Origin of the sequence: Microbacterium sp. 1.5R (assembly GCF_007667425.1) — a bacterium.
Classification (GTDB): domain Bacteria; phylum Actinomycetota; class Actinomycetes; order Actinomycetales; family Microbacteriaceae; genus Microbacterium.
The window spans coordinates 134,903-147,431 of record NZ_VDRC01000002.1 but is presented as its reverse complement, the minus strand read 5'-3'; the positions used below and the strand labels follow the sequence as shown (position 1 = coordinate 147,431).

The window sequence follows — 12,529 nt, the reverse complement described above, 5'->3', positions numbered from 1 at the left end:
ACACGGGGACATCGTCTGATGCCCAGGGCGTCCGCCGCCGCGCCCCCGTGTCGGGGTCGCCTCGTGTGTCAGATCACCGGCGCGGCTGCGGCCTCGGCATCCGTCCTGTCGGTGAATGCGGTCTTCGGCACGAAGGTGAGCAGCGCCGCTGCGACGAGGGCGGTCACGCCGCACACGACCCACACCGTCACGTAACCAGCGAACGATCCGGCCGTGCCCTCCACCGCACCGGCTGCGCCGCCCAGCAGAGCGATGCCGAACACGCAGGACGCGATCGCGCCGCCGACGGTCTTGACGGAGTTCGTGAGCCCGGTGGCCACGCCCGTCTGCGTCGCCGGAGCAGCCGACGCCGCCGCGGCCGGCAGCGCCGCCACCAGCGCCCCCGACCCGAGGCCGACGACGACCATGTTCGTGACGACCTGCGGATACGAGTCATGGAAAGGCAGGAACAGCAGGAAACCGACGCCGACCAGCACCGAGGCGCCCATGAGCGTGATGCGCGGGGTGAGCGATCGTGCGATCACCGGGAACAGGAGGGCGCCGACGATCATGCCGATGAGATAGATGCCGATGATCAGGGACGTGGCGAACCCGGTGGTTCCGAGGCCGTATCCGTACGCCCCGGGATCGGTGCGCGCGAACGTCGACAGCGGCGCCTGTGCACCCAGCACGCTGACGCCGAAGAGTCCGGCGGTGAGGAAGACGGGTCCGAGCGCCGGCGACCGGAACATGCGCACGTCGATCAGCGGGTCGTCGCAACGGAGCTCCCACAGCACGAACGGGATCACGAGCAGGATGCCGAGCAGCACGACGCCCCACGACAGCGGGCTGACGAGACCGCCCTCCAGTCGGAGCAGGCTGAGTCCGCCGGTGAAGCAGATGAGCGCCAGGGAGATGAGGACCACGCCGACGGTGTCGAAGACCCCGCCGACCGGGTCCGGCGATTCGGTCACCCCGAACAGGATCACGAAGAAGCACACCACGATGAGCAGAGCCGGGATGAGCAGCACGACGGTGAGCGGCAGCACGTCGATGAGCGCGCCGCCGGCGAGCGCGCCGATGATGGCTCCGGCCTCGAGCGCGGCGACCAGGAGTCCTGCGGCCTTCGCGGTGAGCGAGGCACGGCCCTCGAGCCGGCGGGAGCGCGACCAGATCAGGGCGATCTCGAGAGGCAGCCACACGACGTAGAAGCCCATGAGCGTCCACCCGATGAGGAACACGGCGAACGAATCGGTGAACGGCAGCACCATCGCGGCGGCGGCGGTCAGCGCGGTCGAGATCAGGAGCATCCGCTTGTGGCCGACCATGTCGCCGAGCTTCGCGAACGCCGGAACCACGAGTGCCGACAGCATCAGCTGCGTGCCCTCGAGCCAGTTGACGTCGGCGTCGTGGATGCCGAGGTGGCGCGCGATGTCGCTGAGCATGGGCGTGTAGTAGCCCTGCAGGACCCCGCTGGTGAACTCGACGAAGGCGAGGAAACCGACGACGGTGGCCAGCGTGCCCAGGGTGCGGGTGCGCGTCATCGCGACTCCTCGGTGACAAGGCGGGTCCGGTCGCGGCGGCGTCCGGGGACGGGTGAGATCACACTAGCCGTTCGAGGAGCGCGCGATGGAAACGTTCGCCGCGTTCGAGGGCCGCGATCTCGACGTGCTCGTCGACGCCGTGGATGGAGGCGCGCTGCGCGTTCGACATCTCCAGCGGGGCGAAGCGGTAGACGGCCGGGGCGAAGCGATGGAGATGGCGCGAGTCGGTCGCGGCCATCATCACGTACGGCACGGCGGGGATGCCGGGGTGCGACACCGACAGGGCCTCGGCGAGCAGCGCGAACTGCGCGTTGCCGACCGCCGACTCCGGCGAGGGCTCACTGGCGTCGACCACTCTCACCGTGACGAGCGGGTCGCGGATGCGGCGTCGCACCCTCCAGACGGCCTGCTGCGTCGTCTCCCCCAGCGCGATGCGCAGGTTCACGGTCGCCGACGCCTGCGAAGGGAGGACGTTGGCCGCGGTTCCGCCGGACTGCATGGTCGGCGCGACCGTGGTGCGCACCAGGGCCGCGGCCTCGCCGCCGAGGGCTGCGAAGACCCGTCCGGTGAGCCAGGGAGCGGCGCCGAGCAGCCGCAGCAGATGACGGGCGGGGCCCGGTGTCTCGGCCGCGAATCGCGTCAGCATCCGAGCGACCGCGGTCGAGACGCGCGGGCGGAACGTGCTCGGCCCGAGGCGGTCGACCGCACGGGCGACGCGCCGCACGGCCGTCAGGCTGGGCGGCGCCGAGGCGTGGCCGCCGTCGCCGCGGGCCGACAGGGTGATCGTCATGACGCCCTTCTCGCCGACGCCGATCATGGCCGCCCGTCCCGGCACGAAGGGCAGCGGCGCCTCGACGACGGCGCCGCCCTCGTCGATGACGAGCCACGGAACGAGCCCCCTGTCGCGCAGCACGAGTGCGATCTCCTCCGCGGCGCGACCGAAGGTCTCTTCATTGCCGCCGAACGACAGGTACACGTCGCGCGCGGGAGTGAAACCGTCGGCCAGCAGATTCTCGACGGCGTCGAGCACGACGACGAGGGGCCCCTTGTCGTCGAGTGCCCCGCGTCCGTACACGATCCCATCGGCGATGACCCCGGCGAAGGGCGGGTGGGTCCAGTCGTCGGTCTCGTCGACCGGGACGACGTCGTAGTGAGCCATCAGCACGACCGGATCCTCTCCCCGTCCGCCGGCGCCGCGCCAGTGGAACAGGAGACCGAGGTCCGTGTGCCGCTCGAGCGTCAGAACCTCATGGGTGCGGGGATAGAGCTCGGCGATGAGGGCCACGAAGTCGTCGAAGGGCTGCATCCCCCGCTCGTCGAGCTCAGCCGACACCGTGGGGAGCTGGATCATCCGCGACAGGCGGTCGGCGATTCCAGGGCGGGGATCTGTCACGAGGGCCATGGTATCGGCGGAGGCACTCCCCCGAACGCGAGAGAATCGAAGGGTGAGCCTGTTCGCCTTCGCCCCCTCCCGCGGCCCGCGTTGGCCCCTCGCGATACAGGCCGCTCTGGGCATCGCGGTGCCGATCGCCGTCATGACGGCGCTCGGCCAGCCCTCGCTCGGCTACATCGCGGCATCCGGCGCGTTCACGGTGCTCTTCGCCGGCTCGGCGCCGACGGTCGATCGGGCCCGGGTGCTGCCGTTCGTCGCCGCCGGACTCATCGCGAGTGCGGCACTCGGAGTCGCCCTGTCCGCCAGCGCCTGGCTCGTGAGCGTCGGCGTCGTGGTGGTCGCGGTCGGCAGCGCCGCGCTGTCGTTCGGATTCCGGCTCGGCCCGCCGGGGCCGCTGTTCTTCGTGCTCGTGTTCGGTCTGTCGGCCCACGTCGCCGCGACTTCTCCCGTGGCGCCGCTCGTCTACCTCCTCGCCCTCACCGCAGGGTGCGCGTTCTCCTACGCGGTCGCGATGACGCCGCTGCTGCTCCCGCGCGCCCGCGCCGCCGCCGCGCGTCCTCTGCGCGATCTGCTTCCCGGCCCATCGCTCGACCTCGACTCGCGTCTGCTGCTGCTCCGCGTCGCCATCGTGGCCGTGCTGGGCGTACTGCTCGGCCTCGTCGTCGATCCGACCCGCAGCTACTGGATCGTCGGCTCGGCGGTCGCCGTCATCGGAATCGCTGCGGCCCGCCGCGCAGCCATGCAACGCGGCCTCCACCGGATGCTCGGGACGGTCGTCGGCGCCGGGGTGTACGCGCTGCTGACGTTGCTGCATCCCAGCGGGCTTTGGCTGGCACTGCTGCTCGGCATCCTCCAGTTCGCGATCGAGCTGGTCGTCGTGCGCCACTACGCTCTGGCCCTCGTCTTCATCACCCCTCTCGTGCTGCTGCTGACGGGCGCTGCGACGGGCGACATCGGCTCGCTGGGGGTCGCCGGAGAGCGGATCGTCGACACCGTCGTCGGCGCCGTTCTCGGCGCCGCATCCGGCTTGCTGCACCCGCGCGCCTCCGCGCGAACGTGACCCTGCCTGGAACAGAGACGGTCCGCGCCCGGTTGTCACCCTCGAGAGAGGACGATGAACGTGGAACTGACCCTGGTGACATCCGCATTCTGCGGCGCATGCGCGAGGACCCGGTCGGTATTGGCCGAGGCGAGCCGCTACCTGCCTGGCGCGACGATCACCGAGATCGATGTCGCCCGCGATCCGGATGCCGCCGAAGCCCTCGACATCACATCCACACCGACGGTCATCATCCGCGACGCTGCGGGCGTTCAGGTGTTCCGCGCAGAAGGTGTGCCCACCGTCCCGCAGGTCCTGGCCGCGGGGGTCAGGGCTCTGCCCGTCTGACCGCCCCTTGTGCATGAGGCGCGGATGCCGGCGAGCGCCGCTCAGTGCAGGGCGTTCTCCGCGATGAACGCGCGCAGAGCCTGCTGATCGTCCGCCATCTCGGTGACGTGCTGCGGAGCGGCGAGCATCTCGCGGAGCTCGTCGGAGTACTCGAGCTCGATGCCGATGGCCTCGCGGATCGTGTCGGCGAACTTCTGCGGCTTGGCCGTCTCGAGCACGAGCATGGGCACACCCGGCTCGACGTACTCGCGCGCGACCTTCACCCCGTCGGCCGTATGGGGATCGATCACGCCGTCGGACGCCTCGTACACCGAACGGATCGTCGCGAGACGGTCGTCGTGCGTCGACGTGCCGCTGACGATCCCGTACTCGTCGACGAACCGGGCGAGATCGGCGGTGAAGTCGAAATGACCCTGCGTGTCGAGGTCGTTCCAGGCGCTCACGACGCGCGCCGCATCGCGACCGACGAGCTCGAAGATGAACCGCTCGAGGTTCGAGGCCTTCGAGATGTCCATCGACGGGCTCGACGTCGCCAGCGTCTGCGCGGCGCTGCGGGGGCGGTAGATGCCCGTGCGGAAGAACTCGTCGAGCACGTTGTTCTCGTTCGCGGCGAGCACGAGACGACGGATGGGCAGCCCCATCTCCTTCGCGAAGAATCCGGAGAGGATGTTGCCGAAGTTGCCGGAGGGCACCGTGAACGACACCTCGGTCCAGCCCCCGGCATCCGTCGCCCGCAGCCAGGCCCAGAAGTAGTAGACGACCTGTGCGGTGATGCGCGCGAGGTTGATCGAGTTCACGGCGCCGAGATGCTGCGTGCGCTTGAAGTCGAGGTCGCCGGCGAGCACCTTCACGAGGTTCTGGCAGTCGTCGAAGACGCCGTCCACGGCGATGTTGTGGATGTTGTGGTCGTCGAGCGAGAACATCTGCGCCCGCTGGAAGGTGCTCATGCGGCCCTGCGGAGAGAGCATGAAGACCGAGATGCGCTCCTTGCCCCGCAGCGCATGCTCCGCCGCCGACCCGGTGTCGCCCGAGGTCGCGCCGAGCACGTTCAACACGGCGCCCTTGCGCTCCAGCGCGTACTCGACGACCTGACCGAGGAACTGCATCGCGAGGTCCTTGAACGCCAGGGTCGGCCCTTCCGACAACCCGACGAGGGTGAGGCCGCCGTCGATCTCGCGGAGCGGCACGACCTCCTCGGGGAACGGCGCGTACGCAGCGGCCGTCATGCGCGCGAGGTCTTCGCGCGGGATGTCGGTGGCGAACAGGCCGAGCACCTCGGTGGCCAGCTGCGGGTAGGTGAGGGCTCGCCAACGCTCCAGCGTCTCTCCGTCCACCGTCGGCATTGTCTCGGGAACGGCGAGACCGCCATCGGGCGCGAGGCCTTCGAGCAGCGTCTCGCAGTACGGCAGCGGCTGCATGCCGCCTCGGGTGGAGATGAACTGCACGGTGGCTCCTCAGATCGGAATCGGCACGGGATCTCCATTGTCGCAGGTGCTCCGCCGGTGGTTTCACCGGGTGCGGAGTTCGCGACCGTACGCGGTATAGCGCGTGTCCCGCCCCGAGGCAATGGGATGTTCCATCTCTCTCCGAACTCGTACCGTGAGTCTCACCAACAAAAGAATCGGGAGCACTCATGTCTGCGAACACCCCCACCGCACATGATCAACGTACGGATCTGCGGGATTCCGCCCCGCAGCCGGCACCTGCTCCCGAACCCCTCTACGAGCGGGTCGACATCGACCGCTACGCCGTCTTCCACGACGGCGCCGTCGGCTACATCGAGCACGTGGCCCCGGTCTTCGTCTGCTACGTCGGGGTTCCCTACCCCCGTGCGGAGGAGGTGGCGCAGGTGCACGACTTCCACGAGGCGGTGAAGACCGTCCTGCACCGCGCATCGTCTGTTCGGCGCGCTCTGTGAGCCTCGAGATTTGGCCCGGGTCGCCGTATCCCCTCGGGGCGACGTACGACGGACAGGGCACGAACTTCGCGCTGTTCAGCGAAGGAGCCGAGAAGGTCGAGCTGTGCCTGTTCGACGAGGACGGCACCGAGCACCGCGTCGAGCTGGAGGAGGTCGACGCCTTCGTGTGGCACGGGTACCTCCCCTCGATCCAGCCCGGCCGCCTGTACGGGTACCGCGTGCACGGCGCCTACGACCCGACGAAGGGCCAGCGCTTCAACCCGAACAAACTCCTGCTCGACCCGTATGCCAAGGCCGTCTCCGGGCGGCTCGACTGGGGACAGTCGCTGTTCGGGTACGACTTCGGCGAGTCCGACTCGCGCAACGACGAGGACTCGGCCGCGGCCATGGTGAAGGGCGTGGTCGTGAACCCGTTCTTCGAGTGGGCGGGCGACCGACTGCCGAAGACCCCGTACGCGCAGACCGTCATCTACGAGGCCCACGTGAAGGGCCTCACGATCCAGCATCCGGACGTCCCCGAGGACCTCCGGGGGACGTACGCCGGCATCGCGCACCCCGCCGTCATCGACCACCTCGTGCACCTCGGCATCACCGCGATCGAGCTGATGCCCGTGCACCAGTTCGTGCACGACTCGATCCTCGAGGAGAAGGGGCTGTCGAACTACTGGGGGTACAACACCCTCGGGTTCTTCGCTCCGCACAACGAGTACGCGTCGAGCGGTCAGCACGGCGAGCAGGTGCAGGAGTTCAAGGCCATGGTACGGGCGCTGCACGCCGCCGGTATCGAGGTCATCCTCGACGTGGTCTACAACCACACCGCCGAGGGCAACCACATGGGTCCGATGCTCTCGATGAAGGGCATCGACAACGAGGCGTACTACCGCCTCGAAGAGGACCGCCGCTACTACACCGACTACACCGGCACCGGGAACAGCCTCAACGCCGGCAACCCGCACGCGCTGCAGCTCATCATGGACTCGCTGCGCTACTGGGTGACCGAGATGCACGTCGACGGCTTCCGCTTCGACCTCGCCTCGACCCTCGCCCGCGAGTTCTACGACGTCGACCGCCTCGCCGCCTTCTTCGAGCTGGTGCAGCAGGATCCGGTGGTCTCGCAGGTCAAGCTGATCGCCGAGCCGTGGGACGTCGGCCCCGGCGGATACCAGGTCGGCAACTTCCCGCCCCAGTGGACGGAGTGGAACGGCAAGTACCGCGACACGGTCCGTGACTTCTGGCGCGGGGAGCCGCAGGCGCTGGGCGAGTTCGCCTCGCGCCTCACGGGCTCGGCCGACCTGTACGAGCACTCGGGCAGGCGTCCCGTCGCATCGATCAACTTCGTCATCGCCCACGACGGCTTCACGCTGCGCGACCTCGTCTCCTACGACGAGAAGCACAACGAGGCCAACGGCGAGGACAACAACGACGGGGAATCGCACAACCGGTCGTCGAACAACGGGGTCGAGGGCCCAACGGACGACGAGGGCATCAACCGGCTGCGCGCGCGTCAGCAGCGCAACTTCCTCGCGACGCTGCTGCTGTCGCAGGGTGTGCCGATGATCGCGCACGGCGACGAGCTCGGTCGCACCCAGCACGGCAACAACAACGGCTACGCGCAGGACAACGAGATCACCTGGGTGGACTGGGAGTCGGCCGACCACCCGCTCATCGAGTTCACGGCGGCGCTGTCGAGGCTGCGCCGGAACCACCCGACGTTCCGTCGCAGCCGCTTCTTCGACGGGCGACCCGTTCGCTCGGAAGACGGCGAGCGCACTCCCGACGTCGTGTGGCTGCGCCCGGACGGACGCCGGATGGAACCGGAGGACTGGGACAACGGCTTCGGCCTCGCGGTCGGCGTCTTCCTGAACGGACAGGGCATCCGCGAGAAGGATCGCCGCGGTCAGCCGGTGTCGGACCAGAACTTCCTCGTCTACTTCCACAGCGGGACGGATGCCGTCGACGCCGTGCTCCCCGACGACCGTCTGGGCGGCGCGTGGGACGTGGTGGTCGACACGTTCGGCGAGCGTGCGGGCGAGACCCGCCTGGCACCAGGGTCGTCGATCACTCTGGAGGCGACGTCGCTGCTCGTGCTGCGCGAATCCGCGGAGGAGGAGGCGCCGACCGACGACTCGGTCGAGGCTTCGCTGCGCATGCAGACCGAACGCGCCGAGGCTCCGGCCCCGGCTCCGACCCCGGAGCTCCCTCGATGACACGGCGGCCGCTGTCGACGTATCGCCTGCAGATCCGCGAGGGGTTCACGCTCGACGACGCCGCGGCGACCACCGAGTACATCTCGGCGCTCGGGGCGTCATGGGCCTACCTCTCCCCCCTGCTCGCCGCCACACCCGGATCCGACCACGGCTACGACGTCGTCGACCACTCGCACGTCGACGAATCGCGCGGCGGCAGGGAGGGTCTCGACCGGTTCGCCGCTGCGGCGCGCGCGGCGGGCCTCGGCATCCTGATCGACATCGTGCCGAACCACGTCGGCGTGGGCAGCCCCCGCGACAATCCGTGGTGGTGGGATGTGCTGCGCCTCGGGCGCGCGTCGCGCCACGCCGTCGCCTTCGACGTCGACCGTCGTCTCGGCGACGGCCGCGTCCGTCTGCCGATCCTCGGCTCCGCCCTGTCGGAGGTCGTCGCCGCCGGCGACATCACCGTCGACACCTCGGCGGCCGACGACGCCCCCGACGGCACCCTGCACTACTTCGAGCACGTGCTGCCGCTCGCCCCCGGCACCGGCGCCCTCACGGACGACCTGTCCGCGCTGCTCGACGCGCAGAACTACGAGCTGCGGTTCTGGGAGGACCAGAACGCCGAGCTGAACTACCGCCGGTTCTTCGCCGTGCCCGAGCTGGCCGGCATCCGTGTCGAGCTGCCCGACGTGTTCGAGGAGTCGCACCGCGAGATCGTCCGATGGATCACCGAGGGCCTCGCCGACGGCCTGCGTGTCGACCACCCGGACGGGCTCGTCGACCCGGCCGGATATCTGGAAGACCTCGCGGATGCCACCGGCGCCGCCTACACGCTGGTCGAGAAGATCCTCGAGCCGGGCGAGGAGCTGCCGTCGTGGTGGCGCACCGATGGGACGACCGGATACGACGCGTTGGCCGAGATCGACCGTGTACTGGTCGACGGCGACGGCGTCGGGCGGCTCGACGATCTCGACGCGCGTCTGCGTCAGGAGACCGGTCTGCCCCCGCTGGAGGCATGGCACGACCTCACCGTCGCGACGAAGCGGGTGGTCGCCGAGACGATCCTGCAGTCCGAGGTGCACCGCCTCGTGCGGTCGCTGCCGCACGGAGTGGTCGCGGCGAAGTACGCGCTCGCCGAGATCATCGCCGGGTTCCCCGTCTACCGCTCGTACCTCCCCGCAGGGCGTGAGCACCTGCAGCAGGCCATCGACGCCGCCGCAGCCCGCAGGCCCGACCTCGCCGAGGCGATCGGCGAGCTGACCCCGTTGCTCTTCGATACCGAGCTCGAAGTGTCGGAGCGCTTCCCGCAGGTCAGCGGCGCGGTCATGGCCAAGGGTGTCGAGGACACCGCGTTCTACCGGTTCACCCGGCTGGGCACGCTGACCGAGGTGGGAGCCGATCCGTCTATCGCGTCGCTCTCGGTCGACGCGTTCCACGACGCGCAGCAGGCCCGCCTGGCCTCGTGGCCGCATTCGATGACCACGCTGTCGACGCATGACACCAAGCGGTCGGAGGACGTCCGGGCCCGCCTGTCGGTGCTCGCCGAGGTGCCAGAGCGGTGGGCAGAGGTGCTGTCCGATCTGCGCGGGGTCGCGTCCACCGGACACGGCCCGCTCGATGCCCTGCTCTGGCAGGCGGCCGTCGGCGCCTGGCCGATCTCGACCGAGCGGCTGCGGGAGTACGGTCTGAAAGCCGCGAGGGAAGCGGCCGAGGGCACCACCTGGCAGCACCCCGACGAGGAGTTCGAGAAGGGCGTCGTCGCGATCGCCGAGGCCGCGAACGGCGCGGCCCGCCGCATCGTCGAGGGCTTCGTCGACGAGATCGTGGATCGCGGACGCAGCAACTCGCTCTCCGCCAAGCTGCTGCAGCTCGCGGCACCGGGGGTGCCGGACGTCTACCAGGGCACCGAGCTCTGGGACCACTCGCTCGTCGACCCCGACAACCGCCGCCCCGTCGACTTCGCGGAGCGGACGAGCATGCTGCGCCGCCTCGACGCCGACGCGTCGCGCGGCGCTCTGCCCCCGGTCGACGACTCCGGGCTCGCGAAGATGCTCGTCACCTCGCGCACTCTGCGGCTGCGCCGCGACAACCCCGAGCTGTTCGACCGCTATCGGGCGGGAGTCGCCGCAGGCGCTGCGTCCGATCACGTCGTCGCGATGGACCGCGGCGGGGTGCTCGCGGTCGCGACCCGGCTGCCCGTGGCACTCGAACGGCGCGGCGGGTGGGGCGACACGGTGCTGCTGCGACACGACCTGCCAGCGACCGACGCCTTCACCGGTCGCCGCATCGGACCGGGGCCCGTGCGTCTCGCCGAGCTGCTCGACACGTATCCCGTCGCACTGCTGGTGGACGAGCGATGATCGGCGTCTGGGCTCCCCTCGCCGAGCGCGTGCGTCTGCGGCGCCTCACGCCTGGGGGCGCCGTGATCGGCGAGCACGACCTCGGCCGAGACGAGAGCCGCGAAGGCTGGTGGGTCGCGCCCGTCGATCTTCCCGAGGGCGAGCGCTACGGGTTCATCCTCGGCGACGGCGACGACCTGCGCCCCGACCCGCGTTCGCTGCGGCAGCCGGGAGGCGTGCACGGACCGTCGGCGGTCTTCGACACGTCGCTGTTCGAGTGGGACGACCAGGCGTGGACCGGCCGTCAGCTCGCCGGCGGCGTGATCTACGAGCTGCACGTCGGTACGTTCACGCCGGACGGCACGCTCGACGCGCTGATCGGCCGTCTCGACCACCTCGCAGGCCTCGGGGTCACCCATATCGAGCTGCTGCCGGTCAACGCCTTCAACGGCGAGTGGAACTGGGGCTACGACGGGGTGCTCTGGTACGCCGTGCATGAGGGGTACGGCGGCCCCGCCGCGTACCAGCGGTTCGTGGAGGCCGCCCACGACCGCGGCCTCGCCGTGATCCAGGACGTCGTCTACAACCACCTCGGCCCCAGCGGCAACTACCTGCCCGAGTTCGGTCCGTACCTGCGCGACGGTCAGAGCAACACCTGGGGCGACTCCGTGAACCTCGACGAGCACGAGGTCCGCGAGTACATCATCGAGAACGCGCTGATGTGGCTGCGGGACTTCCACGTCGACGGTCTGCGGCTGGATGCCGTGCACGCCCTGCACGACACGAGCTCGACGCACCTGCTGCAGGAACTCGCGGAGCGGGTCGATGCGCTCTCCGCGCACCTCGGACGCCCCCTCACTCTCATCGCGGAGTCGGACATGAACGATCCGACGCTGATCCTGCCTCGCGAAGCGGGCGGCTTCGGACTGACCGCCCAGTGGTCGGACGACTGGCATCACTCAGCCCACGTGGCGCTGACCGGGGAGACGGTCGGGTACTACGAGGACTTCGCCGACCCCGAGGCGCTCGTCAAAGTGTCGCAGAGCGGGTTCTTCCACGACGGCACGTACTCCTCGTTCCGCGAGCGCACGCACGGCTCGCACATCCCCGCGACCGTCCCAGCGTGGCGTCTCGTGACCTTCACGCAGGACCACGACCAGATCGGCAACCGCGCCGCCGGCGACCGCCTGTCGGCCACGCTGTCGCCCGATCGGCTCGCCGTCGCCGCCGTGCTGACGCTCACCGCCCCCGGAACGCCGATGCTGTTCATGGGCGAGGAGTGGGGCGCGTCCACGCCGTGGCAGTTCTTCACCTCGCACCCCGAGCCCGAGCTCGGACGAGCGACGGCAGAGGGGCGCATCGGCGAGTTCGCGAAGATGGGCTGGGACCCGGCAGAGGTGCCGGACCCGCAGGACCCCGAGACGTTCGCACGCTCGCACCTGCAGTGGGGCGAGCTCGACGACCCCGCGCACGGCCGTCTGCTGTCGCTCCACCGACGCCTCATCGCTCTGCGGCGCGAGCGGCCCGAGCTCACCGATCCCGACATGACGCATACGCTCGCCGCGGTCGAGCATGCGGACGCGGCACCGGACGCGCGCGCATTCCGCATCGACCGCGGGCTGGTCGCCGTGCTGGTGAACCTCACCGGAGAGGACGTCGACTTCGAGATCCGCCCGGGCGACGCCGTGCTGCTGGAGACGGCGGACTCGCGGCTGCAAGGCGACCGGATCACTCTCGGGCCGGAGTCGGCGGCGATCGTCGGACCGCCGCTCTGAGG

General features: G+C 70.0%; 9 protein-coding genes. 6 read left to right on the top strand and 3 right to left on the bottom strand.

Translation table 11 applies throughout. From position 1 onward, the window contains the following. Positions 1–68: 68 nt before the first annotated feature. Positions 69–1,523: an MFS transporter gene (locus tag FSY98_RS11615; RefSeq protein WP_144876843.1), complete on the bottom strand. Its 1,455-nt coding sequence runs from the start codon at positions 1,521–1,523 to the stop codon at positions 69–71. Between the two features lie 58 nt (positions 1,524–1,581). Next, positions 1,582–2,925 (bottom strand): M20/M25/M40 family metallo-hydrolase, encoded by a 1,344-nt coding sequence (locus FSY98_RS11610; RefSeq protein WP_144876842.1) that lies wholly within the window; start codon positions 2,923–2,925, stop codon positions 1,582–1,584. A 43-nt stretch (positions 2,926–2,968) separates the two neighbouring features. Here FSY98_RS11610 and FSY98_RS11605 point away from each other — a divergent pair, with 43 nt between their 5' ends. Continuing rightward, positions 2,969–3,976 (top strand): FUSC family protein, encoded by a 1,008-nt coding sequence (locus tag FSY98_RS11605; RefSeq protein WP_186307660.1) that lies wholly within the window; start codon positions 2,969–2,971, stop codon positions 3,974–3,976. 54 nt (positions 3,977–4,030) lie between these two features. Further along, entirely contained in the window at positions 4,031–4,303 is a 273-nt protein-coding gene (locus FSY98_RS11600) for a thioredoxin family protein (protein WP_144876840.1), read from the top strand. A gap of 41 nt (positions 4,304–4,344) precedes the next feature. Here FSY98_RS11600 and thrC read toward each other — a convergent pair whose 3' ends face one another. Next, entirely contained in the window at positions 4,345–5,748 is a 1,404-nt protein-coding gene (gene thrC / locus FSY98_RS11595) for a threonine synthase (protein WP_144876839.1), read from the bottom strand. A gap of 188 nt (positions 5,749–5,936) precedes the next feature. Between thrC and FSY98_RS11590 the strand changes: the two genes are divergently transcribed. Genes FSY98_RS11590 through treZ form a run of 4 tightly spaced genes read left to right on the top strand, consistent with a single transcriptional unit; the run spans position 5,937 to position 12,527 of the window. Then, positions 5,937–6,221 (top strand): hypothetical protein, encoded by a 285-nt coding sequence (locus FSY98_RS11590; RefSeq protein ID WP_144876838.1) that lies wholly within the window; start codon positions 5,937–5,939, stop codon positions 6,219–6,221. Then, the gene (glgX, locus tag FSY98_RS11585; protein WP_144876837.1) at positions 6,218–8,428 is read left to right on the top strand and encodes a glycogen debranching protein GlgX; all 2,211 of its coding nucleotides are present in this window, start codon (positions 6,218–6,220) and stop codon (positions 8,426–8,428) included. Before FSY98_RS11590 ends, glgX begins: the two co-directional genes overlap by 4 nt. Beyond that, positions 8,425–10,773 (top strand): malto-oligosyltrehalose synthase, encoded by a 2,349-nt coding sequence (gene treY, locus FSY98_RS11580; protein WP_144876836.1) that lies wholly within the window; start codon positions 8,425–8,427, stop codon positions 10,771–10,773. Before glgX ends, treY begins: the two co-directional genes overlap by 4 nt. Then, positions 10,770–12,527: a malto-oligosyltrehalose trehalohydrolase gene (treZ, locus tag FSY98_RS11575; RefSeq protein ID WP_144876835.1), complete on the top strand. Its 1,758-nt coding sequence runs from the start codon at positions 10,770–10,772 to the stop codon at positions 12,525–12,527. Before treY ends, treZ begins: the two co-directional genes overlap by 4 nt. Positions 12,528–12,529 lie beyond the last annotated feature (2 nt).

What these genes read in the sequence shown, in the direction of transcription:
- FSY98_RS11615 (WP_144876843.1), bottom strand. Translation starts at nt 1,523, where the DNA reads ATGACGCGCACCCGCACCCTGGGCACGCTGGCCACCGTCGTCGGTTTC.
- FSY98_RS11610 (WP_144876842.1), bottom strand. Translation starts at nt 2,925, where the DNA reads ATGGCCCTCGTGACAGATCCCCGCCCTGGAATCGCCGACCGCCTGTCG.
- FSY98_RS11600 (WP_144876840.1), top strand. Translation starts at nt 4,031, where the DNA reads ATGAACGTGGAACTGACCCTGGTGACATCCGCATTCTGCGGCGCATGC.
- FSY98_RS11590 (WP_144876838.1), top strand. Translation starts at nt 5,937, where the DNA reads ATGTCTGCGAACACCCCCACCGCACATGATCAACGTACGGATCTGCGG.
- treY (WP_144876836.1), top strand. Translation starts at nt 8,425, where the DNA reads ATGACACGGCGGCCGCTGTCGACGTATCGCCTGCAGATCCGCGAGGGG.
- treZ (WP_144876835.1), top strand. Translation starts at nt 10,770, where the DNA reads ATGATCGGCGTCTGGGCTCCCCTCGCCGAGCGCGTGCGTCTGCGGCGC.